At 67.9% G+C, this 22,588-nt stretch carries 23 protein-coding genes; 16 read left to right on the forward strand and 7 right to left on the reverse strand.

The window, feature by feature from the left end; genetic code table 11:
- Positions 1-4 precede the first annotated feature (4 nt).
- Entirely contained in the window at positions 5-1,396 is a 1,392-nt protein-coding gene (gene trmFO / locus ACP693_RS07575) for a methylenetetrahydrofolate--tRNA-(uracil(54)-C(5))-methyltransferase (FADH(2)-oxidizing) TrmFO (protein WP_426017727.1), read from the reverse strand.
- Positions 1,397-1,472: 76 nt separating this feature from the next.
- Here trmFO and ACP693_RS07580 point away from each other — a divergent pair, with 76 nt between their 5' ends.
- On the forward strand, positions 1,473-2,246 hold the full coding sequence (locus ACP693_RS07580; RefSeq protein WP_426017725.1) for a hypothetical protein: 774 nt from the start codon (positions 1,473-1,475) through the stop codon (positions 2,244-2,246).
- Between the two features lie 77 nt (positions 2,247-2,323).
- Positions 2,324-2,851: a hypothetical protein gene (locus tag ACP693_RS07585; RefSeq protein ID WP_425982909.1), complete on the forward strand. Its 528-nt coding sequence runs from the start codon at positions 2,324-2,326 to the stop codon at positions 2,849-2,851.
- A gap of 27 nt (positions 2,852-2,878) precedes the next feature.
- Here ACP693_RS07585 and ACP693_RS07590 read toward each other — a convergent pair whose 3' ends face one another.
- Complete coding sequence (locus ACP693_RS07590; protein ID WP_426017723.1) at positions 2,879-3,535, reverse strand: 3-oxoacid CoA-transferase subunit B; 657 nt, start codon at positions 3,533-3,535, stop codon at positions 2,879-2,881.
- Positions 3,535-4,239 (reverse strand): CoA transferase subunit A, encoded by a 705-nt coding sequence (locus ACP693_RS07595; RefSeq protein WP_426017721.1) that lies wholly within the window; start codon positions 4,237-4,239, stop codon positions 3,535-3,537. The genes ACP693_RS07590 and ACP693_RS07595 overlap by 1 nt, the downstream gene beginning before the upstream one ends.
- Positions 4,240-4,572: 333 nt before the next feature.
- On the opposite strand from ACP693_RS07595, the gene ACP693_RS07600 reads away from it, so the two are divergent.
- From ACP693_RS07600 to ACP693_RS07630, 7 genes are all read left to right on the forward strand, one after another.
- A complete protein-coding gene (locus tag ACP693_RS07600) occupies positions 4,573-5,601 on the forward strand; it encodes an SAM-dependent methyltransferase (RefSeq protein WP_426017719.1) in 1,029 nt (342 codons plus the stop codon).
- Positions 5,602-5,622: 21 nt separating this feature from the next.
- Positions 5,623-6,036 (forward strand): DUF2177 family protein, encoded by a 414-nt coding sequence (locus ACP693_RS07605; RefSeq protein WP_135193167.1) that lies wholly within the window; start codon positions 5,623-5,625, stop codon positions 6,034-6,036.
- Between the two features lie 101 nt (positions 6,037-6,137).
- Positions 6,138-7,391: an oligosaccharide flippase family protein gene (locus ACP693_RS07610; protein WP_426017717.1), complete on the forward strand. Its 1,254-nt coding sequence runs from the start codon at positions 6,138-6,140 to the stop codon at positions 7,389-7,391.
- A complete protein-coding gene (gene glf / locus ACP693_RS07615; protein WP_426017715.1) occupies positions 7,375-8,523 on the forward strand; it encodes a UDP-galactopyranose mutase in 1,149 nt (382 codons plus the stop codon). Before ACP693_RS07610 ends, glf begins: the two co-directional genes overlap by 17 nt.
- Entirely contained in the window at positions 8,520-9,434 is a 915-nt protein-coding gene (locus ACP693_RS07620) for a glycosyltransferase family 2 protein (RefSeq protein ID WP_426017714.1), read from the forward strand. Before glf ends, ACP693_RS07620 begins: the two co-directional genes overlap by 4 nt.
- A 35-nt stretch (positions 9,435-9,469) precedes the next feature.
- A complete protein-coding gene (locus tag ACP693_RS07625; protein WP_426017712.1) occupies positions 9,470-10,648 on the forward strand; it encodes an O-antigen ligase family protein in 1,179 nt (392 codons plus the stop codon).
- Complete coding sequence (locus tag ACP693_RS07630) at positions 10,624-11,856, forward strand: glycosyltransferase family 4 protein (protein ID WP_426017710.1); 1,233 nt, start codon at positions 10,624-10,626, stop codon at positions 11,854-11,856. Before ACP693_RS07625 ends, ACP693_RS07630 begins: the two co-directional genes overlap by 25 nt.
- Here ACP693_RS07630 and ACP693_RS07635 read toward each other — a convergent pair.
- From ACP693_RS07635 to ACP693_RS07645, 3 genes are all read right to left on the reverse strand, one after another.
- Complete coding sequence (locus ACP693_RS07635; RefSeq protein WP_426017709.1) at positions 11,796-12,857, reverse strand: glycosyltransferase family 4 protein; 1,062 nt, start codon at positions 12,855-12,857, stop codon at positions 11,796-11,798. The genes ACP693_RS07630 and ACP693_RS07635 overlap by 61 nt on opposite strands.
- Complete coding sequence (locus tag ACP693_RS07640) at positions 12,850-13,950, reverse strand: glycosyltransferase family 4 protein (RefSeq protein WP_426017708.1); 1,101 nt, start codon at positions 13,948-13,950, stop codon at positions 12,850-12,852. Before ACP693_RS07640 ends, ACP693_RS07635 begins: the two co-directional genes overlap by 8 nt.
- Before the next feature lie 72 nt (positions 13,951-14,022).
- Positions 14,023-14,484, reverse strand: coding sequence for a peptidylprolyl isomerase (locus tag ACP693_RS07645; RefSeq protein WP_409717663.1), 462 nt, complete (start codon positions 14,482-14,484; stop codon positions 14,023-14,025).
- Between the two features lie 73 nt (positions 14,485-14,557).
- Here ACP693_RS07645 and ACP693_RS07650 point away from each other — a divergent pair, with 73 nt between their 5' ends.
- Both ACP693_RS07650 and ACP693_RS07655 read left to right on the forward strand, forming a co-directional pair.
- Positions 14,558-15,268: an RlmE family RNA methyltransferase gene (locus tag ACP693_RS07650; protein ID WP_426017707.1), complete on the forward strand. Its 711-nt coding sequence runs from the start codon at positions 14,558-14,560 to the stop codon at positions 15,266-15,268.
- On the forward strand, positions 15,265-16,320 hold the full coding sequence (locus tag ACP693_RS07655; RefSeq protein ID WP_426017706.1) for a DUF2332 domain-containing protein: 1,056 nt from the start codon (positions 15,265-15,267) through the stop codon (positions 16,318-16,320). The genes ACP693_RS07650 and ACP693_RS07655 overlap by 4 nt, the downstream gene beginning before the upstream one ends.
- Here the strand turns inward: ACP693_RS07655 and ACP693_RS07660 are convergent.
- The gene (locus tag ACP693_RS07660) at positions 16,317-16,868 is read right to left on the reverse strand and encodes a DUF2061 domain-containing protein (RefSeq protein ID WP_426017704.1); all 552 of its coding nucleotides are present in this window, start codon (positions 16,866-16,868) and stop codon (positions 16,317-16,319) included. The genes ACP693_RS07655 and ACP693_RS07660 overlap by 4 nt on opposite strands.
- Before the next feature lie 127 nt (positions 16,869-16,995).
- Here ACP693_RS07660 and guaB point away from each other — a divergent pair, with 127 nt between their 5' ends.
- Genes guaB through guaA form a run of 5 tightly spaced genes read left to right on the forward strand, consistent with a single transcriptional unit; the run spans position 16,996 to position 22,423 of the window.
- Complete coding sequence (gene guaB, locus ACP693_RS07665; protein WP_426017703.1) at positions 16,996-18,453, forward strand: IMP dehydrogenase; 1,458 nt, start codon at positions 16,996-16,998, stop codon at positions 18,451-18,453.
- A 5-nt stretch (positions 18,454-18,458) separates the two neighbouring features.
- A complete protein-coding gene (locus tag ACP693_RS07670; protein WP_426017701.1) occupies positions 18,459-18,860 on the forward strand; it encodes an MAPEG family protein in 402 nt (133 codons plus the stop codon).
- A 1-nt stretch (position 18,861) separates the two neighbouring features.
- Positions 18,862-20,163, forward strand: a complete 1,302-nt coding sequence (locus ACP693_RS07675) for an RsmB/NOP family class I SAM-dependent RNA methyltransferase (RefSeq protein ID WP_426017699.1) — start codon at positions 18,862-18,864, stop codon at positions 20,161-20,163.
- On the forward strand, positions 20,163-20,864 hold the full coding sequence (locus ACP693_RS07680; RefSeq protein ID WP_426017697.1) for a 5'-methylthioadenosine/S-adenosylhomocysteine nucleosidase: 702 nt from the start codon (positions 20,163-20,165) through the stop codon (positions 20,862-20,864). The genes ACP693_RS07675 and ACP693_RS07680 overlap by 1 nt, the downstream gene beginning before the upstream one ends.
- Positions 20,861-22,423 carry a glutamine-hydrolyzing GMP synthase gene (gene guaA, locus ACP693_RS07685; RefSeq protein WP_426017695.1) on the forward strand — a complete coding sequence of 521 codons (1,563 nt, stop codon included), beginning with the start codon at positions 20,861-20,863 and terminating at the stop codon, positions 22,421-22,423. Before ACP693_RS07680 ends, guaA begins: the two co-directional genes overlap by 4 nt.
- Positions 22,424-22,588: the final 165 nt, after the last annotated feature.

The following is a 22,588-nucleotide window of genomic DNA, read 5'->3' on the forward strand; positions in this document are numbered from 1 at the left end:
GGTGTCAGCTCGCGTCGCGCCAGGCCTTCAGGCTTTCCATCGCCCGGATGCTCATCAGGCGCTTCTTGGCCCGGCCGCGTTCCTTGAGCGGGATCTTGACGCCGGCCTCATCGACCTTGGGCGCTTCCAGCGGCGGCAGTAGGCCGTAGTTGATGTTCATCGGCTGGAACTTCGAGCCTGCCAGGTGCCCGCCGGTGATGTGCTCGACCAAGGCGCCCATGGCGGTCTCGGGCGGCGGCGGCGACAGGTCGCGACCCAGCGCCTGGGCGGCGGCGAGGCGACCGGTCAACAGGCCCATGGCGGCGCTTTCGACATAGCCTTCCACGCCCGTCACCTGACCGGCGAAGCGCAGGCGCGGCATGGCCTTGAGGCGCAGCTGGCGCTCCAACAGGTGCGGGCTGTTCAGATAGGTGTTGCGGTGGAGGCCGCCCAGACGGGCGAACTGGGCGTTCTGCAGGCCGGGGATCATGCGGAAGGTCTCGGCCTGCGCCCCATGCTTCAGCTTGGTCTGGAAGCCGACCATGTTGAACAGGGTGCCCAGGGCGTTGTCCTGACGCAGCTGGACGATGGCGTAGGCCTTGACCAGGGGATCGCGTGGGTTGGTCAGGCCGACGGGCTTCATCGGGCCGTGACGCAGGGTCTCGCGACCCCGTTCGGCCATGACCTCGATGGGAAGGCAGCCGTCGAAATAGGGGACGTGCTCCCATTCTTTGAACTCGGCCTTGGGGCCGTCGATCAGGGCGTCGATGAAGGCGCCGTACTGGTCCTTGTCCATCGGGCAGTTGACGTAGGCGGCGGCGTCGCCGCCGGGGCCTTCCTTGTCATAGCGCGACTGTCGCCAGGCGATGTCGAAGTCGATGCTGTCGGCGTGCACGATGGGAGCGATGGCGTCGAAGAAGCTGAGGCTTTCCTCGCCCGTCGCCTTCAGGATGGCCTCGGCCAGGGCGGGCGAGGTCAGGGGGCCGGTGGCGACGATGACGTTGTCCCAATCTTCCGGCGGCAGGCCGGCGATCTCCTCGCGCAAGATGGTGATCAGGGGGTGGGCCGACAGCTTTGCGGTCACGGCTTGGGAGAAGGCGTCGCGGTCCACGGCCAGGGCGCCGCCCGCCGGCACCTGATTGATGTCGCCACAGGCCATGATGATCGAATCCAGCGCACGCATCTCGGCATGCAGCAGGCCCACGGCGTTGTGCTCCCAGTCGTCCGAGCGGAAGGAGTTGGAGCAGACCAGCTCGGCTAAGCCATCGGTGTGGTGGGCGTCAGTCTTGACGCCGGGCACGCCGCGCATCTCGTGCAGGATGACGGGCACCCCGGCGTTGGCGATCTGCCAGGCGGCCTCGGAGCCGGCCAGGCCGCCGCCGATGACATGGATGGGGGAGGGAGAAGAAGCGATCATCGCGGCCTTCTAGCGGGCGGGTGGCGCGGTGTCATGGTCCCCTGCTATATCCGCCGCCGGTAATCGGGGGCGAGATTTGGACGGGCATCGGGTTCTGCGACTGGGCGAGACGCTGTCGGCGACGGTCGATGCCCTGCCTCGCCTGTGGCGCGGGGCCTGGGGCGCGATCCTGGCCGCCGCCGTGGTCTGGGGCATCCAGCCGCTGGCGGCGGGCGCGGCCAGCCTGATGTGGGCGCCGTTCGGCTTGATCACGACGCTGGTGCTGGCCGGGGCGCTCGGCCGGATCGCCATTACGGAGGACTTGCCGCAGGCGCAGCGGCTTGGTTTGGGGCCAGCGGGTCTTCAGTTCGGTCGGCCGGAGCTGCGCCTGCTGGGCGCCGGCCTGCTGTGCGCGGTCTTCCTGGCCATGATCCTGTCGGTCGTCGCCCTGGTGCTGCTGGCCCTCTTCGGCATGGCCGAGCTGAACGCCCAGGCCATCACGTTGCGTCAGTGGAGCGCGGTCGGCCCGGTCTGGAAACTGGCCTTGCTGGCGCTGGTGACGGCCTTCGCCCTGTTCGCCGTCGTCGCCTTTAGCGTGCGGCTGTCCCTGTTCGCGCCGGCGACGATCGGGCGTGGGCATATGGTGTCGCTGCAAAGCATGAGCATCGCACGCGGGGCCTTCTGGCCCCTGCTGGGCGGCCTGATCGTGATGTCGGCGCCCAAGATCGGCCTGGTGCTGCTGTGGGGCGCGGGACTGCTGTCGGGGACGGCGGGCTGGATCGTTTTCGCCGTCGTGCTGACAGGCCTTCAGGCGCCGCTGACAATGGCCTTCGTCGGCGCGGCCTATCGGCCGCTCGACGCACAGGGTTAGGCCGCAGTATTGGACGAGGGCGGCCCTTGACGGATCAGTCGGGGTAAGAGCTATTCGGCGCGCAACCGGAGATCATCATGCTGTTGGCAGCCTTAATGGCAGGGGTTCTGATGCAGGACGCACAGCCCCCGCATCCACCGACCCCTCAGCAGTTTGCGGGCCGACGGTCCAGCTTCGTACAGGGCACGCTTAACGTCGCCGCAGGCGAACGGGCGACCCTGCGTCGGAACGCGAATGGCACCTACGACCTCGTGAAGGTCGACCGCATCGAGGTCCGCGACGTCCTGCCGCCTGCGGAGGGTTCGCGCGGCCCGCTGAATGAGGCCGAGCCTGGAACGATCAGGTTCGGACTGCATGCCCGACAGGATGTCGGCTCGTTGCTCAAGGTGGAGAACAGCCAGGGCGAGGGGCTGAAATATGCAGGTTTCATCGTGAGGTATGTGGGCGGCCAGGCGCGAGGCCCGGCCGCCACCTCGGTTTGCACGGTCCCCTCGGGCATGGCGAACTTCGAGCATTGGAACGAGCCCGTCATTCAGATCGTGGTTGGCGGTCTGGAGACTTCTGATGACGCCGTGCCGACGTGCCCCCCTCACGTCGAGGGTTGATCAGGCACGTCGCCAGGGTCGCAAAGGTCAGGCCGCCTTGAGGCCGCCTGCTATCGTATAGGCGGCCTCGGTCTTGGCGGCGACCTCGTCCAGGGTGACGCCGTCGGCCAGCTCGATCAGCTCCAGCCCCGCGCCGTCCGGCTTGACGTCGAAGGTCGCCAGGTCGGTGATGATGCGGCTGACCACGCCCGTGCCGGTCAGGGGCAGGGTGCAGGCTTTCAGCACCTTGGACTGGCCATGCTTGTTGGCGTGTTCCATGACCACGACCACGCGCTTCACGCCCGCAACCAGATCCATGGCGCCGCCCATGCCCTTCACCAGTTTGCCGGGGATCATCCAGTTGGCGATGTCGCCGTTCTGGGCCACTTCCATGGCGCCGAGGATCGACAGGTTGATGTGGCCGCCGCGGATCATGGCGAAGCTGTCGGCGCTGCTGAAGTAGGACGACTCCGGGATCTCGGTGATCGTCTGCTTGCCGGCGTTGATCAGATCGGGGTCCTCGTCGCCCTCATAGGGGAAGGGGCCCATGCCGAGCATGCCGTTCTCGGACTGGAGGGTCACGGTCATGCCGGCGGGGATGTAGTTGGCAACCAGGGTCGGGATGCCGATGCCGAGGTTGACGTAGAAGCCGTCCTGAAGCTCCTGGGCGGCGCGCTCAGCGAGTTGTTCGCGGGTGCGGGGCATTATGCTTGCTCCTTCTGGCGGACAGTGCGCTGTTCGATGCGCTTCTCGGACACGGTCTGAACCAGGCGGTCGACGTAGACGCCCGGCGTGTGGATGTGGTCGGCATCAAGCGAGCCGACGGGGACGATTTCTTCGACCTCGACGACCGTGACCTTGCCGGCGGTGGCCATCATCGGGTTGAAGTTGCGGGCGGTCTTGCGGAACACCAGGTTGCCGCGCTCGTCGGCCTTCCAGGCCTTGACGATGGACAGGTCGGCGACAAGGCCGGTCTCCATCACGTAGTCGCGGCCGTCGAAGTTGCGAACCTCCTTGCCCTCGGCGACCAGGGTGCGGACGCCGGTGGCGGTGAAGAAGGCGGGGATGCCGGCGCCGCCAGCGCGGATGCGCTCGGCCAAGGTGCCCTGGGGATTGAACTCAAGCTCCAGCTCGCCGGCGAGATACTGGCGCTCGAACTCCTTGTTCTCGCCGACGTAGGACGAGATCATCTTGGCGATCTGGCGGGTGCCGAGCAGCTGGCCCAGGCCGAAGCCGTCGACCCCGGCGTTGTTGGAGATGACCGTCAGACCCTTCACGCCGCGGTCGCGCAGGGCGGCGATCAGGTTCTCGGGGATGCCGCACAGGCCGAAGCCCCCGGACATAACCGTCATGCCGTCGAAGGTCAGCCCCTCCAGCGCGGACGTGACGTCAGCGTAGATCTTTCCCATCGCTCTCCCTTTTTCATTGCCTGATGAATATCGGCGCTTTGACCACGCCTAACGCGGGGGCAGGCGGGGGGCAAGTCGCAGCGTCGATCCGACGTGGGGATTTCAGACGGTCGACGCAAAAAACAGAGTCTAATTCGTCTAATTGGTCTGAAACGACGCCGACCCGGCTTCGAAAAACAGGGTGCAAAGTGTGTACTTCGTCTGAAATCGTGCAGGCTCGGACCTGATGTCGGCATCGTCGGCGCCGTGTTCAAGGGCGGATGCATCCGCCGAAGGCGGGGCGGCGTATTCCATGACAGCTGCACGCTGCGATCGATCGCCAAGGACGTTTTCATGAACCTGACCAATGTCGCCATTCGCCAGCTTCAGGACGCGCCGTTTCCGGATTTCGTGACGCGGCCGGCGATCGACAGTCTGGTGACGGAGGCGAGGAAGCGGCTGGATCGCGACGGACCCCACGACGAGGCGGCGTTCGCGCACGAGATGGCCCAGCGCGTCATCGCCGAACACACCGACGCGGCGAACCAGCAGCATTACGAATTGCCACCAGAATTCTTCCAGCTCTGTCTGGGCAAGCGGTTGAAATACTCCTGCTGCCTTTATCCTGCCGGGCGCGAGACGCTGGACCAGGCGGAAGAGGCGGCGCTGGCTGAGACCTGCGCCCATGCCGAACTGATGGACGGGCAGACGATCCTGGAGATGGGCTGCGGCTGGGGTTCGCTGTCGCTGTGGATGGCCGAGAAATATCCGAACGCTAGGATCACTGCGGTGTCGAACAGCCATGGGCAGCGCGGCCATATCGAGGCCCAGGCGGCGCAGCGCGGCCTGACCAACCTGACCGTCATCACGCGCGACATGAACGCCTTCGAGACCGAGCAACGCTTCGACCGCATCGTCTCGGTGGAGATGTTCGAGCATATGGCCAACTGGCGCGCCCTGCTGACAAAGGCGCGGGGCTGGCTGAAGGATGATGGGCGGATGTTCATCCACGTCTTCACCCACCGCGACGCCCCTTACCGGTTCGACCATACCGACAGCGGCGACTTCATCGCCCAGCACTTCTTCACCGGCGGGGTGATGCCCAGCCATGGCCTGATCCGTCAGTTCCCCGACCTGTTCGCCGTCGAGCAGGAATGGACCTGGAACGGCGGGCATTACGCGAAGACAGCGAATGACTGGCTAGCCAACATGGACCGGAACGCGGACCGTGTCGCAATGTTGATGCGGGAGACCTATGGCGACGACGCCAAGCTGTGGACCCGGCGCTGGCGGCGTTTCTACCTGGCGACCGCCGGTCTGTTCGGTAACGACGAGGGCCGCACCTGGGCGGTCAGCCACTATCGCCTGAAACCGGCCGCCTGAAACCCAAATGAGGACACCAGCGTGATCAAATATGTCGCGGCATACCTCGGGGCGGGCCTGACGTTCGCCGCCATCGACTTCGTCTGGCTGACGACCATGACCGACCGGCTCTACAAGCCCGTGTTGGGACCGATCATGGCGGACAAGCCGGACATGAAGGCGGCGGTGGCCTTTTACCTGATCTCCATCGCGGGAACGGTCTTCCTGGCCATTGCTCCGGCCCTGAAGGAAGGGAACTGGACACGGGCGGCGATCAACGGCGCGGTCCTGGGCTTCGTCGCCTACGCCACCTACGACCTGACCAATCAGGCGACGCTGGCGGTGTGGCAGACCAAGCTGACGATCATCGACCTGATCTGGGGCACGACCTTGACTATGGTGTCGGCGACGGGCGGCTATTTCGCCGCGCGCTGGGCCGAGGGCCGTTTCGGCTGAAGAGGGCGTCCGACGCCACGCTTGCGAACATGGTTATGCGTGTCTAAACATCACCCCTGAGTTGAGCGCGGGGGCGGCAGTTGGGAGAAGGCGGTCACCGATTGCTGTCTGCGCGCGGCGTGGCCGACGCCGGCTGGCTGTATGGCGCGCATGTCGCCCGGTATGTTTCGCCCCTGTTGCTCTATCCGGTCCTGACCCGACGGCTGGGCCTGGACGGGTTCGGGGTCTATGCGGCGGGGATCGCGCTGGCGCTGATCGTGGCGGTGGTGGTCGATTACGGGCTTTCGATCTCGGGTCCGCGCGATATCGCAGGGACGATCGAGGGGCGGGGCGCCATCGTTGGTCAGGCGCTGGCGATGCGCGGCGTGTTGGCGGCGCCGGCCGTCGTGGTCGGCGTCGGTCTGGCGATGATCAATCCCGTTCTGGACGGCGCGGGCTTCGCCGTGGCGATGGCGATCCTGCTGGGCGTAGGCCAGGGCGCCAGTCTGTTGTGGTTCTTTCAGGGGATACGCGATCCGGCGCCGGCGGCGATGCTGGAGGTCGGGTTCGCCTTGGCGGCGACGGTCGCAGTGCTGGCGTGGCCATCCTTGTCCGTCGGCGGGGCGATGGCGGTTCAGGCGGCGGGCGTCTGGGCCGGGCTGGCAGCAGGCGCCGTGCTGCTTTTTCGACGTCATGAGGTGACGGCGCCGGGGCGCGGGTTCGTGCGGCGGGCGCTGGTCGAGGGTGCGCCTATGTTCGTCAGCCGGGCGGCAGTCGTCGCCTATACGGGGGCGGGCGTTCTGATGGTCGCGGCCCTGGCCGGGCCTGTTCAGGCGGCGCTTTACGGCGTGGCGGACCGGCTGGTTTCGGCGTCGGGATCGTTGATGCGGCCGCTGGCCGGACTGATCGCGCCCCGGATCGCCGGTCTGCTGTTGGAGGATGCGGGGGCGGCCTTTCGCACGGCGCGCTGGGTGTTGGGGCTGTCGCTGGCGGCGTTCGTCGCGCTGGCGGCGGGTCTGACGCTGGGAGCGCCGATCCTGGTGCGGCTGCTGTTCGGCGACGGGTTCGCGCCGGCGGTGGAGGTGTTGGGGCTGCTGGCCTGGGTTCTGCCGCTGGTGGCGATCAGCCAGGTGCTGGGGCTTCAACTGATGACGCCGCTTCGCATGGATCGACGGTTCGCCGTGATCGTCGGGGTGGGATGCGTCGCGACGTTGGGACCGGCGGTTCTGCTGGCGCCGACGTATGGCGCCGTTGGCATGGCGTGGGCGCGGATCGTTGGTGAGACGGCGGTGGTCGTCGCCTGTCTGGTTTGCCTGAAGGCGCACTGGGCGTCGCTGTTCCAGGGCGGCGGGAGGCGTGATGTCCAGGCGGTATGACTGGCTGATCGTCGGGGCGGGCTTCACCGGGGCGGTGGTCGCCGAGCGGCTGGCGCGCGGGCTGGATCAGACCGTGCTGCTGATCGACCGGCGCGATCATGTCGGCGGCAATGCGCACGACCGGCGCGACGAGGGCGGGCGGCTGATCCATCCCTATGGGCCGCATGTGTTTCACACCAACAGCGCGCGGATCTTCGACTATCTGAGCCAGTTCACGGCGTGGCGGCCCTATTTCCATCGGGTCCGGGGGCATGTGGACGGGCGGCTGGTTCCGGTGCCGTTCAATCTGGATTCGATGCGGCTGCTGTTTCCCGAACGGATGGCGGAACGGCTGTCGGACACCTTGGTCCAGTGGTTCGGGTTTGGCGCGCGGCCCAGCATTCATGACCTGAGACAGGCGGCGGACGATGCGGACCTGAAGTTCCTGGCGGACTATGTGTTCGACAAGCTGTTCGCCAACTACACCGCCAAACAGTGGGGCGTGGCCGCCGACGCCCTGGACGCGTCGGTCCTGGCGCGCGTTCCGGTGGCGATCAGTCGGGACGACCGATACTTTGTTGATCGTTATCAGGCCATGCCGCGCGACGGGTATGGGGCCTTGTTCGACCGGCTGCTGGATCACCCCAACATCCATGTGTCGCTGAACACCGGCATGGATCAGATTGAGCCGCAGACGTGGGACCGCATGGTCTATTGCGGCGCTCTGGACGACTATTTCGGGCGGTCGGCGGGGGTCTTGCCCTATCGCAGCGTGCGGTTCGAACATCAGGTGGTGGATGTGGAGGACGGCCTGCCGGTCGGGACCGTCAACTATCCCAACGAATTCGACTTCACGCGGATCACCGACTTTCGCCATCTGACCGGCGAGCGGGGCGCGACGACGGCGACCGTGACCGAATATCCGGTCGCGCACGAGGTCGGAGTGAACCAGCCCTATTATCCGGTCCTGTCCGAGGCCTCTCGCGGGTTGGCGGCGCAGTACCGGGCGATGGCGGCGGCGCTGGCGGGCAAGGTCTGGTTCGCCGGGCGGCTGGCAGTTTTTCAGTATTACAATATGGACCAGGCGGTGGGTCGGGCGCTGAGCCTGGTCGAGAAGTCGCTGGCGCCGGCCGTGGCCAGGATGGCGGCGTGACGGGTTCGGTCTGGGCCGTCGTGGTGACGTGGAACCGGCGTGCGCTGCTGGAACGCTGTCTGGCGCATCTGATCGCCCAGACGCGTCAGTGCGACGGGCTGGTCGTGATCGACAACGCCAGCGACGACGGCACGGCCGAGATGCTGGCCGACGCCTGGGCGGGCAAGGCGTTGGTGGTGCGGATGCCGGTCAACACTGGCGGGGCGGGCGGGTTCAACGCCGGAATCCGTGCGGCGGTCGAGGCCGGGGCGGACCGGGTCTGGTTGATGGACGACGACGTGTTGGCCGCACCCGATGCGTTGGAGGCGCTGTTGCGCGCCGAGACGATGCTGGACGGCGAGGACGTGACGCCGGGCTTTCTGTGTTCCAGTGTGCGCTCGCCGCAGGGGCATCTGACCAATACGCCGGAGATCGACCGACGGCGGAACGCCTTGGGCTATCCGGCCTGGGGCGAGCGGCTGGAGCAGGGCTTGATCCCGGTGCGACAGGCGACCTTTGTGTCGGTGCTGGTCAGCCGGGCGGCGGTGACGCGGCATGGCCTGCCGCTGGCGCCCATGTTCATCTGGGGCGACGATACGGAATATACGCTGCGGCTGTCGCAGGACGGGCCGGGTTATCTGGTCGCCGCCAGCCGCGTGTTGCATGTGCGCGCCGCGCCGGGGCATCTGACCATCGAGACCGAGGCCGATCCGGGGCGTGAGCGGCTGCATCGGTATCTGACCCGCAACGTCATTCTGGCCAAGCGGCGGCACGAGGGGCTGGCGTCGGCTTTGCGCTATGTCGTGTCGCGTTTGCGGATCGCCGGCCGGTTGGCGTTGCAGGGGCGCTGGCGCAAGGCCGGGGTGCTGATGGCGGGGGTCGTGGACGGGGCGCGGTTCGATCCGAAGGTCGAGCATTGCACGCCGTCGTGAGCGGCCGACGAGGCGCGACGCTAAGGTGGTCCCAGTTGGGCGCGGCTTATCGGCAGGCGGTGCTGGTTCTGTTGGGGCTGGGTGTGACGCTGCCGATCTTTCTGGCGCCGGGCCATGTCAGCGGGCCGCGTTTGGGCGATCTGGCGCTGGCCGTCGCCCTGCCGTTGGCGGTGATGGAATGGCGGCGGATGACGCCGGCTCTGAAGACGGCCGGTCCGGTCGCGGCCGCGTTTCTGACGGTCACCCTGTTGCTGCAGGCGTCGCAGGTCGGCGAGCGGCTGAATGCCGGGGACGGGGCGTTCTGGTTTCGGTGGATCGTCGCGGCCCTGGTCGCACCGGCGGCGGCGAGTTTGATCGTCCGGGACGAGCGACGGCGGCGGCTGTTCTTTGCTTCGATCCTGATCGGCGCGGCCTGTCATCTGGCGACCTATGGTCTGGCGCTGCTGGTCGGCTTGGAGCGGTTGCAGGATGTGGGGCTGGCCTCGCCGCGCGCATTGCTGACGACGACCGCCGCCCAGATCCGGCTCACGACGCTGGCCGAGCATCCGAACGCGGCGATGGCGATGATCGGACTGGCGGTTCCGGCCGGGGTGATCCTGGCGGGGCGACGGTGGGGGGGACGACCGACGACGCTGGCGGGGGGCGGGCTGGCGATCCTGGGGTTCCTGAGCACCCTGTCGCGGGGCGGAATGCTGGCGGCGGTGACGGCGTGTCTGGTTCGGGTCGTCGTGGGCTGGCGATGGCGGGAACGGGCGAGGCCGCTCGGGGTAGTGCTCGCGGTGTGCGTCCTGGGCGGCGGTGTGCTGGCGATGCAGGCCGGGATTGACGATGCGCGGTTTGCGGGTCGGTTCGACCGGGCGGCGCTGGAGGAGAACCTGGCGGGGCGGGTGGCGACGTGGGGGCGAACCGTTGGTCTGGTGTTCCAGAGGCCGATGGGCGCGGGCTGGTCGTCGGCGGACGAGATGGGGGCGTTTCGGGCGCTGTCGGTCAGCCACAACGGCTATCTGTTCATGGCTCGGACTGTGGGGGTGATCGCGGCCCTGGTCATGCTGGGGCTTCATCTGTGGTCGGCGGCGCGGTTGGACGCTTTAACGCCGCTGTCGGTCTATCTGCTGATGACCTTGTTCAGCGAGGACCTGACGCAGGGGGCGGGGTTCGTCTTCCTGTCGTGCCTGGTCGCGGCGCTGGCGTGGCGAAGGCCGGTGGCGCCGTGAGGGTGCTGATCGTCAACACCCTGTATCCGCCGCATCAGGTCGGGGGCGCGGAACGCAGCGTGGCGCAGTTGGCGCAGGGGCTGGTGCGGGCGGGGACCGATGTGTCGGTGCTGGCGCTTCAGTCGGGACGGGAGGCTGTCGAGGCGGTGGTCGGGGGCGTTCCGGTGCATCGCCTGCCGCTGAACAATCTCTACTGGCCCTATGACGGCGAGCGTCGGTCGGCCGTGCGGCGGGCCGTGTGGCATGGGCTTGAGGCCGTCAATCCGTGGATGGACGGGGCCGTGGATCGGGTCGTGGAGGGGGTGCGGCCCGACCTGATCCATCTGCATCTGACGACGGGGTTTTCGCTGTCGGTCTATCGGGCGGCGGCGCGGCGGGACCTGCCGCTGGTGCAGACGCTGAGGGACTGGTCGATGATGTGCGCGCGGGCGTCGATGTTCCGGCGCGAACGGCGATGCGAGACGCGGTGTGGATCATGCGTGCTGCTGACGGCGGGCAAGCGGGCTCGCGCGCAGGCGGTGGATCATGTGATCGCACTGAGCCGGCCGGTGCTGGAGGCGCATCAGGCCGCCGGATATTTTCGGGACGCTGCGGCGTCGGTGATCGGCAATGCGGCGGCGCAGGCGGAGGTTTCGGCTCGGCCGTCGCTGGCGGACGATCCGGTTGTGACGTTCGGCTTCATGGGGCGGGTCGAGCCGGAGAAGGGGATCGAAGTCCTGTTGCGCGCGACGACGCGGTTGGAGGGCGACTGGCGGCTGAGGATCGCGGGGCGGGGCGAGGCCGCCTATGTGCAGCGGCTGAGGCGGACCTATGCCGATCCGCGCATCGTCTGGCTGGGGCAGGTGGAGGCGGCGGACTTCTGGCCCACTGTGGATGTCCTGGTCGCGCCGGCCGTCTGGACCGAGCCGTTCGGGCGAGTCGTGGTCGAGGCGGTGCAGCAGGGGCGGGGCGTGATTGCGTCACGCATCGGCGGTCTGCCCGAGGCGGTGAGCGGAGCGGGAGCGGCGACCCTGGTGGAGCCGAGCGACGAAGGCGCGCTGGCGCGGGCCATGGGCGAGGTGCTGGCGGCGCCGGCGCGTTGGCGGTTCGCCGGGGGCGGCGCGCCGACGTGGACCGAAACCTCAATCATCGACGCCCACAGGGCGATCTATCGCCAGGTGCTGGTCAGAAGATCGTCCAGGATTTCGGCCGAGCGGGACCATGAATAGAGCGCGGCGCGGCGCAGGCCGGCGTCGCGGCGGGCGGGGTCTGTCGCGGTCAGCAGGCGGGTCATATGACCGGCCAGGGTCGCGTCGTCGTGGGGGGCGAAATAGAGGGCGGCGTCGGCGCAGACCTCTCGCGTCGCGGCGATGTCCGAGGCGATGACCGGGCAGCCGTGGACGAAGGCTTCCAGCGGAGGGATGCCGAAGCCTTCGTAGAGGCTGGGGAATATGAGGCCGTGTGCGCCGTCGAGCAGGGCTGCGACCTCTGCGTCGGTACGTCGGCCGGCGAAGATCAGGCGCGGGTCTGTCAGGATGGCGGGTTGATCGAAGATCGCGGACGGGCGCCCGCCGATCAGGACCAGTCGGATGGAGGGATCGGCGAGGCGGGCGAGGGCGCGGAGTGCGACGGAGAGGTTCTTGTTTGGCGTCAGATTGCCGAGGGCCACGAAATAGGGGCGGTCCGTCAGGTCGAGGCTGTCGATGACGGCGGGGTCTGGCGTGACGTCGTGAAGATGGTCGGAGCTGTTCGGGGCCACGGTGATGTCGGAGGGCGACAGGTTCAGAACCGCCGCCAGCTCTCGGCGGGAGAAGTCGGACACGGTCGCCAGTCGCGCGCGGCGCCCCAGCAGCCGGCCGAGGGTGCGGTGGAAGGCGGCGTAGCCTCGACGGAAATGTTCGGGATGGCGGAAGACGGCGGCGTCATGGACGACGACGACCTGCCGGGGATGCAGAACGGGGCCTGAGCCGCCCAGCGACAAGAGCCGGCCGTGGTGCGCGGCCCAGACAAGGGCGGTCTGTTCCCACAGGTGGCCGCCTCCGCCCGGCACGGTCTGGATGGGGATTTTCGTCAGCTTGAGATCGTCGGCGCCGACGGGCGTCAGTAGGACGTAACGCTCGGCGGCGCCGGGACGTCTGTCCAGGGCGCGGACGATCTCGCGGGCATAGCGTTGCACTCCGCTCAGGGGCTGGGTCAGGAAGCGGCCGTTGATGAAGAGGGGCTCAGCCACCCAGGCGCCGCAGGGCAAAGGCGTCGCGGTAGATCTGGACCGTCTGTTCGGCCATGCGCGATACGCACAGGGCGGTCCTTGCGACGGGCAGGGGGACGACACGGCTTTGGAGGGCAGCTAGCATCGCCTGGGCCAGAAGGTCCGGCGCGGCGTCCTGGGGCAGGCGGTCGATGCGGGCGCCGGCCTGGATCAGGCAGGCGACGCCGCCGACGTCGGTGGTCACGATCGGCAGGCCCAGGGCGGCGGCCTCGATCATGGCGTAGGAACCGGCTTCGTAGCGGCTGGTCATGACGAACAGGTCGAAACCGGCCATCAGACATCGGGCGTCGCGACCGCCCATCAGCCGGACCGCCTTGCCGCCCGCAGCCTCGACCGCCGGGGCCAGGTCGCCGTCGCCGATCAGGACGCCGACGACGCGCGGGTCGGCGGCGTTCGCCAGACGCACGGCCTGGGCGAAGCGGACGGGGTCCTTCTGCGCGCAAAGACGGCCGACGAAGCCGACTGCGAGGGCGTCGGCGGGGATGTCCAGCGCGCGTCGAGCTGCCTGACGATCCGTGGACGGCAGGGCGGCAAGGCCGTTGGGGACGACGTGGAGGCGACGGGAAGCCAGGCCCCAGCGGCGCGCGACGGCGGCTTCCTCTTCGGAGACCGCGATGACGGCGTCGCCGCCCGCGTGGGCCAGCAGGAACTCCGCGATGCCGGCGGCGGTCTTCGACAGGCGGGGCGGACCCATCATCGGCAGGGCGTGGGGGGTGTAGATGCGGGCGGCGCCGGGGGCGTGGGCCAGGCGAACCAGGGCGCCGGCCTTGGCGCTATGGCCGTGAACGATCTCGAACGGGCCGAGATGCGCGATCAGGCGGTTTAGCGCGTGAAGACAGGTGATGTCCCACGGTCCGACGCCGCGCCGCATCGGCAGGCGTTCGAGGGCGTTTAGGGGAAGGGCGGCGACCTCGGTCTGAAACCAGGCGTCGGCGCGTCGCGGCGAATAGATCAGCGAAACCTGATGGCCGCTCTGGATCAGGGCGCGGGCCAGATCGACCACATGACGCCCCGAGCCGCCGCCGGACGGCTCGATGACCAGAAGTATGCGCAAGGATGTCGTCCCCCGACGATGGCTCAGTCTTGCAACTGAAAGCCATCGCCGAGAAACGTCAAGATTGCAGTCTTAGTTGACCGTCGCCTTGACGATCTTGCCGGGCGCGCGGGGCGGCTCGCCCTTGGGCAGGGCGTCGACGTGTTCCATGCCGGATTCGACTTCGCCCCAGACGGTGTACTGGCGGTCCAGGAAGGTGGCGTCGTCCAGGCAGATGAAGAACTGCGAGTTGGCGCTGTTGGGATCGGACGTCCGGGCCATCGAGCAGACGCCGCGCTTGTGCGGCTCGGCCGAGAACTCGGCCTTCAGGTTCGGCTTCTTGGAACCCGAGGTGCCGGTGCCGGTCGGGTCGCCGCCCTGGGCCATGAAGCCCGGGATCACGCGGTGGAAGACGACGCCGTCGTAGAAGCCTTCCGAGGCGAGTTCGGTGATGCGTTCGACGTGGCCAGGAGCCAGGTCCGAGCGCAGTTTGATGACCACGTCGCGGGCTTCGCCGTCGCCGGTGTCCAGGGTGAAGGTCAGGGTTTCGGCCATTTCGGTCGTCCTCTTGGGGGTTGATTTGAGGCGGGACATAGCCCGCAACGCCGGTCGGGGCTATGTGGGAACGATGAGCGAAGACGAAAAGCCCCAAGAACGCCGCCGCATGGTCAAACCGCCCACGGGCGGAACCGCCGCCGGGCGCGGCATGGGCACCAAGATGAAGACGGCCGACACCAAGTCCATGTCGAGCCAGCAGTGGATCAAACGCCAACTGGCCGACAAATGGTCCGAGAAGGCGCGAGCCGAGGGCTGGCGCTCGCGCGCGGCCTTCAAGCTGATCGAGATCGACGACAAATTCCACCTGATCAAGCGCGGCAGTAAGGTCATCGACCTGGGCGCGGCGCCGGGCGGCTGGATCCAGGTGGCGGTCAATCGCGGGGCGGGCGCGGTGGCGGGCGTGGACCTGCTGATGATCGAGCCGATTCCCGGTTCGACCCTGTTGCAGGCCGACTTCACCCATCCGGGCGTGGACCAACAACTGATCGACGCCATCGGCGGGGCGCCGGACCTGGTGCTGTCGGACATGGCGCACAACACGGTCGGGCATCGTCAGACGGACCACCTGAAGATCATCGCCCTGATCGAGATCGCCGCCGACTTCGCCATCCGCACCCTGAAGCCGGGCGGGAATTTCGTGTCCAAGAACTTCCAGGGCGGCGACGCCGGCGGGGTTCTGGCGCGGCTGCGCGAGGAGTTCGAGACGGTGAAATACGTGAAGCCGGAATCGAGCCGCAAGAACAGCGCCGAGGTCTTCCTGGTGGCGCTGAACAAGCGATGAGCGAGGCGCTGGTCCGGCAGGCGTTTATGGACCAGGCGGTGATCTGCACCGCAGCGGGCGCGCCCTTCACCGGGCGGCTGTGCCGGTTGGTCGGGGAGCGGCTGAGGGGCGAGGACGAGATCGGGCGGCGGGTGCTGGCCTGGACCGGTGTGCCGTCGCACCAGGGCGACGCCCTGCCGTTGCGGCTGATGGGCGGGCTGCACGCCTTGGCGCGGTCGGGGCTGGACGAGGCGCTGTCGGCCCTTTATCCGCCAGCTACGGCGCCGGGTGATGACGACGCCCTATGGGCTGTCGTGGCACGAGTTCTGGTCGAACGGGCGGACTTCCTGTCGCCCTGGCTGGACGGGCCGCCTCAGACCAACGAGGTCGGGCGGTCGGCGGCCCTGATGGCGGGGTTGCTGGTGCTGGCCGATCGGTTCGGCCTTCCGTTCGCCCTGTATGAGCTGGGCGCCAGCGCGGGCTTGAATACAGTGCTGGATCGCTACGCCTATCGGTTGGGCGAGACCGAGGCAGGCGCCGCCGGATCGCCAGTGGGGCTGGAACCGGTGTGGGCCGGCGCATCGCCGCCATCGGCTGAGGTGATCGTGGCACGTCGGGCCGGTGTCGATCAGAACCCCTTGGACGTTCGCGATCCTGCGACAAGCGAACGGCTGAGCGCCTATGTCTGGGCCGATCAACGGACGCGGTTGGCGCGGCTGGCGGCGGCGCTGGATCTGGCGGCGCGCGATCCGGCGGTGATCGACAAGGCGGATGCGGCGGACTGGCTGGAGGCGAAACTGTCGCCGGCGCCCGAGCCCGGTGTCTGTCGCGTCGTCATGCACACCATCGCCTGTCAGTATTTCCCGCCAGACAGTCAGGCGCGCATCCGGGCGCATATCGAGGCGGTCGGGGCGAAGGCGACGGAGGCCGCGCCCCTGGCCTGGCTGAGTTTCGAGGCGGCCTCGGGCGCCGTGGACCGGCGACCGGCGCTGGACCTGACGATCTGGCCCGGCGGCGAGACGCGCCGCTTGGCGATCTGCCAGCCGCATGGCGCCGAGATCGACTGGCTTTAGGCCGTGACGGCGGCGTCACGGGCCTTGCGGTCTTCGATTCTGGCCCAGATGCGGTCGTGCAGGGTGAAGAAGACGGTCTGAACCAGAGGCTCGATCATGCCGATGGCGAGGGCCGTGCGGATGTCGTTGGTCAGGGCGTAGGCGACCGTGACCGCGACGGCGAAATGCATGACGCCATAGGTCACGGTCTTCAGCGCGACCTGTTTGAGGGAGCGGGGCAGGGCGTGGCTGTGGCCGCGATGACCGTGGGCGTCGTGCGAGCGCTGCTGTTCCTCGGGCGACATGATGTCGAGGCGGGCGGTGAAGGCTTCCGTCGCCTCTTCGATGTTGGAGGCCATGCGTCGGCGCTCGACCTTGTGCCAGACGCGGTCGTGGACGGTGTAGGCGATGGTCTGGAAGATCGGCTCGACCATGCCGACGGCCAGGGCGATGCGCCAATCCCGCGTGATGGCGAAGGCCACGAGGATGGCCACGACAAGGTGCATGACGCCGTAGCTGGCGATCTTCAGAGCCAGTTTGCGCGCGGTGCTGAGGATGACGCCGACCATGCAGGGAGAATGGTAATCGGCCCCGCCGGTTGCAAAGCAATAAAATCTATTGGGTCCATAAGCCGCAAGACCCTTGCCGTGGCCCCCCGCCGCCCGTTATACGCGGCCCGCAAAACGGAGACTCCCTATGGAGATACGCGAAGGACTGACCTTCGACGATGTTTTGCTCGAACCCGGCGCGTCCGAGTTCATGCCGGCGATGGTCGATGTCTCGACCCAGCTGACACGCGACATCAGACTGAACATCCCGCTGCTGTCCTCGGCCATGGACACGGTGACGGAAAGCCGCCTGGCCATCGCCATGGCCCAGTCCGGCGGACTGGGCGTGCTGCACCGCAACATGACCATCGAGGAGCAGGCCGATCAGGTCCGCGCCGTGAAGCGTTATGAAAGCGGAATGGTGGTCAATCCGGTCACCGTCGGCCCGCAGACGACGCTCGGTGAAGTGCGCGAGATCGTGGCGCGCAAGAAGATCACCGGCTTCCCCGTCGTCGATCCGGCCACGGGCAAGCTGGTCGGGATGCTGACCCACCGCGACATGCGGTTCGAGAGCGACCTGAACCTGACGGCCGCATCGCTGATGACCACGGGCGACCTGATCACGGTGCGCGAGAGCGCCGGACGGGAAGAGGCGCGTCAGCTTCTGAAGACCCGCAAGATCGAGCGCGTCGTGGTGGTGGACGAGGATTATCGGGCCGTCGGCCTGATCACGATGAAGGACATCGAGAAGGCCCAGGCCTTCCCCCACGCGGCCAAGGACGACCAGGGTCGTCTTCTGGTCGGCGCGGCCTCGACGGTCGGCGACGCCGGCTACGAGCGGGCCATGGCCCTGGCCGAGGCGGGTTGCGACGTGGTGGTGATCGACACCGCACACGGTCATTCGGCCTCGGTCGCCCAGGTGGTCGAGCGCATCAAGCGCGAAAACAACCGGCTGCAGATCATCGCCGGCAATGTCGCCACCTATGACGCGACGCGGGCCCTGATCGACGCGGGCGCGGATGCGGTGAAGGTCGGCATCGGTCCGGGCTCCATCTGCACCACCCGTATCGTGGCGGGCGTGGGCGTGCCGCAACTGACGGCCGTGATGGACTCGGCGCGGGCCGCCAAAGGCACGGGCGCCTCGGTCATCGCCGATGGCGGGATCAAATATTCGGGCGACCTGGCCAAGGCCATCGCGGCCGGCGCGAACGTGGCCATGATGGGCTCGATGTTCGCCGGCACCGACGAAAGCCCCGGCGAGGTCTTCCTGTACCAAGGGCGCAGCTACAAGTCGTACCGCGGCATGGGTTCGGTCGGCGCCATGGCGCGCGGCTCGGCGGACCGGTATTTCCAGAAGGAAGTCTCGTCCGAGAAACTGGTGCCCGAGGGCATCGAGGGCCAGACGCCGTACAAGGGGCCGATCAGCCCGGTCCTGCACCAGATGGTCGGGGGGCTTCGCGCCTCGATGGGCTATGTCGGCGCCGGCACCATCGCGGACTTCCAGGAGCGTGCGCGCTTCGTGCGCATCACTGGCGCTGGCCTGCGGGAGAGCCACGTCCACGACGTGATGATCACGCGCGAGGCGCCGAACTACAGACAGGGATAAGGGCCATGACGACCGAACTGACCTATCTGGCGCTGACGCTGATCCTGGCGCTGGTGCAGATCTTCCTGCCGGCCGGGGCGCGGACGGTCGAGTTCGGCTCGAAGTGGAATGCGGGTCCGCGCGACGAGACGCCGGCGGCGAAGAAGCCGCTGACCGGTCGTCTTGAGCGCGCCGAGGCCAACCTGTTCGAGACCTTGCCGCTGTTCATCGGCGCCGTGCTGATCGCCCATGTGATCGGCGCGGCCGGCCCGCTGACCCTGTGGGGCACGGCGCTCTATTTCTGGGCGCGCGTCGTCTATGTGCCCCTTTACGCCCTTGGCGTTCCCTATGTCCGGTCGCTGGTCTGGGTGGTCTCGCTTGCGGGACTGGTCATGGTCCTGGCGTCCCTGTTTTTCCTGAAAGCCTGAATTGACCCCAGCCGCCCGCCTCGCCGCCGCCGCCTCCATCCTGGACTCCATGGCCCAGGGCCGCCAACCGGCCGAAACCGTCCTGAAGGCCTGGGGGGCCGCCAACCGATACGCCGGGTCCAAGGATCGGCGGGCCATCGCCGATCATGTCTACAAGGTGCTGCGCGCGCGCGGCCGACTGTCGTGGATCATGGGCGGGCGCGAGGACGGCCGGGCCCTGGTGATCGGCTCACTGCACGCCATTGACGGCCTGTCGGTGGAAGAGATCGAGGCCCTGCACTCGGGCGACGGCTATGGCCCGCGCCCGCTGTCGAAACAGGAGCGGAGCCGGATCACGGCCGGGCAGGGCGAAGTTCCCGGCTGGGTTGCGGCGGGTCTGCCGGAGTTCGTGGTCGAGGATTTCAAGGCCACCTTCGGCGACCGCTGGGCCGAAGAAGCCCACGCCCTAATGACGCCGCGCGCGCCCATCGACCTGCGGGTCAATGATGCGGCCGCTACGGTGGAAGAGGTCGAAGCCGAGCTGCGGGCCGCTGGGCTTGAGGTGTCTCGCACCCCCTGGTCCGTTCTGGGCCTGCGCGTGCCGTCGGAACCGCCGCCCAATATCCAGGCCCTGGACGGATTCAAGGCCGGCAAGTTCGAGATCCAGGACGAGGGCAGCCAGGTCGTCTGCTGGCTGGCCGGGGCGCAACCCGGCCAGACGGTCGTCGATTACTGCGCCGGCGGCGGCGGCAAGACCCTGGGTCTGGCGCAGGCCATGACGGGGCAGGGCAAGCTGATCGCTGCGGACGTCGTCAACAAGCGGCTGGAGAACATCCGTCCCCGCCTGAAACGCGCGGGCGTCGAAGCCGAGCTGGTGCTGATCGGCCAAAACGGCGGCGGGCTGGAGGCGGTCAACGGCCAGGCCGATCTGGTCCTCGTGGACGCGCCTTGTTCGGGTTCGGGCACCTGGCGCCGCCGGCCCGAGGACGCCTGGCGTCTGACGACCGAAGAGGTCGAGAAGCTGCACGCCCTGCAGGTCCGCATCCTGAGCCAGGCGACCAAGCTGGTGAAGCCGGGCGGCCGTCTGGTCTATGTCACCTGTTCGCTGCTGGCGCGCGAGAACGAGGCCAGCGTCGACGCCTTCGAGGCGGCAAACCCTGAGTTCCGCCCGGTCCCGGTCGCCGATCTCCTGTCCGCGCCGCAACTGAGCGACGCCGCCCGGACGAAGCTCGCCGAACTGGCTTCGGGCGCGCGTCTGCGCCTGTCGCCGGCCACGGCCGACACCGACGGCTTCTTCGCCGCCGTCTATCAGCGCGCCGCCTGATGGGGGTTGGATTGGCGCGGCATGGCGAGGTTTCGGTCCTCCACGTCATGGCTGCGCCCGCCGAATATGGCGACCACCTCCGCGCCCGCATCCAGCCCCTGATGACCGGCGTCGGCCCGGTCGAGGCCGCTGTCGTCCTGACCGCCGCTCTGGCGCGCCTGGAGACGGCGGGCGGCCTGCCGGACCTGATCGTGTCGCTGGGGTCGTGCGGCTCGCGGGTGCTGGAGCACGCCGCCGTCTATCAGGCCTCCTCGGTCGCCTATCGCGACATGGACGCCAGCGCCCTGGGCTTCCCCAAGGGGATGACGCCGCTGCTGGACCAGCCTGCGGTCCTGGCCCTGCCGTGTCCAAGCCCCGGCGTCCCGACCGCGACCTTGTCGACCGGGGCCAATGTCGTCTCCGGCGCCGCCTATGACGCCATCGAGGCCGAGATGGTGGACATGGAGACCTGGGCCCTGGTCCGGTCGGCCCAGACCTTCGGTGTGCCTCTGATCGCCCTGCGCGGCGTGTCGGACGGCCGTGCCGAGTTGAAGGCGCTGGAGGACTGGACCTCCACCCTGCAACATGTGGACGAAAACCTGGCCGCCGCTCTAGATCGTCTGATCGCCGTGCTGGAGGCCGACGGCCTCGCCGCCCTTGAAATCCCGGCCGCACAAGGCCAAGACCCCGCGCAACTCTCCCCGGATTCGATCACGCCATGACCACGCCGCACGACCACCAGAAGGTCCTCATCGTCGATTTCGGCAGCCAGGTGACGCAGCTGATCGCCCGCCGCCTGCGCGAGGCCAGCGTTTATTGCGAGATCCATCCGTTCCAGAAGGCCGAGGCGGCTCTGGCTTTGATGAACCCGGCGGCCATCATCCTGTCGGGCGGTCCCGAGAGCGTCCACGAAGAGGGCAGCCCCCGCGCGCCCCAGGCCGTGTTCGAGGCCGGCGTGCCGGTGTTGGGCATCTGCTACGGCGAGATGACCATGTGCGAACAGCTGGGCGGCAAGGTCGAGGGCGGCCACACCCGCGAGTTCGGCCGCGCCGAGATCACCGTCGAGAAGACTTCGCCCCTGTTGGCGGACCTGGCCCCGGTGGGTGAGGAGGAGACGGTCTGGATGAGCCACGGCGACAAGATCGTCGCCATCCCCGCGGGCTTCGACGTCGTCGCCTCCTCGGCCGGCTCGCCCTATGCCGTGATCGCCGACGAGACCCGCCGCTTCTACGGCGTGCAGTTCCACCCCGAGGTGATGCACACCCCGCGCGGCCATCAGATGCTGAAGAACTTCACCCACGGCATCGCCGGGCTGAAGGGCGACTGGACCATGGCGGCCTATCGCGACGAGAAGATCGCGCAGATTCGCGAACAGGTCGGCGACGCCAAGGTCATCTGCGGCTTGTCCGGCGGCGTCGACAGTTCGGTCGCGGCCGTGCTGATCCACGAGGCGATCGGCGACCAGCTGACCTGCGTCTTCGTGGACACCGGCCTGCTGCGCAAGGACGAGGCGACCCAGGTCACGACACTGTTCCGGGAACACTACAACATCCCACTGGTCCACGTTGATGCGTCGAAGGAATTCCTGGGCGAGCTGGCGGGTCAGTCGGATCCCGAGGCCAAGCGCAAGATCATCGGCCGGGTCTTCATCGAGATCTTCGACCGAGAGGCCAACAAGATCGAGGGCGCCGAATTCCTGGCCCAGGGCACTCTTTATCCCGACGTGATCGAGAGCGTGTCGTCGTCCAGCGGCAAGGCTCACGTCATCAAGAGCCACCACAATGTCGGCGGCCTGCCCGACTATATGAAGCTGAAACTGGTCGAACCTTTACGCGAACTGTTCAAGGACGAGGTCCGGGCCCTCGGCCATGAACTGGGCCTGACCGACGCTTTCGTAGGACGCCACCCCTTCCCCGGACCGGGCCTGGCCATCCGCATCCCCGGCGAGATCACGCCCGACGCCGTCGAGACCCTGCAACAGGCCGACGCCATCTATCTGGACGAAATCCGCAAGGCGGGTCTCTACGACAGCATTTGGCAGGCCTTCGCCGTCCTGCTTCCGGTCAAGACCGTTGGCGTCATGGGCGACGCCCGCACCTATGAAAAAGTCCTGGCCCTGCGCGCCGTGTCGTCCACCGACGGCATGACGGCCGACTTCTACCAGTTCCCCTGGGACGTCCTGGCGAAGACGGCGACGCGCATCATCAACGAAGTCCGCGGCGTGAACCGGGTGGTCTATGACGTGACATCGAAGCCGCCCGGCACAATCGAGTGGGAATAGTCCCGACCCTTCGGTAGCATTCGGTATCGCTTCCGAAGCCGCCTCTAAAGGGCTGACAACATTGTGAATTCTGTCGAGACCCTTCGGAGCCATTCGGAGGGTCTTTTTTCGTTTTGTCGGACTGCCCGACGGTACGCCGCTGCATTGATCTGGCGGACTCGGGCT

The organism is Brevundimonas sp. TWP1-3, from assembly GCF_049896085.1.
Taxonomy (GTDB): domain Bacteria; phylum Pseudomonadota; class Alphaproteobacteria; order Caulobacterales; family Caulobacteraceae; genus Brevundimonas.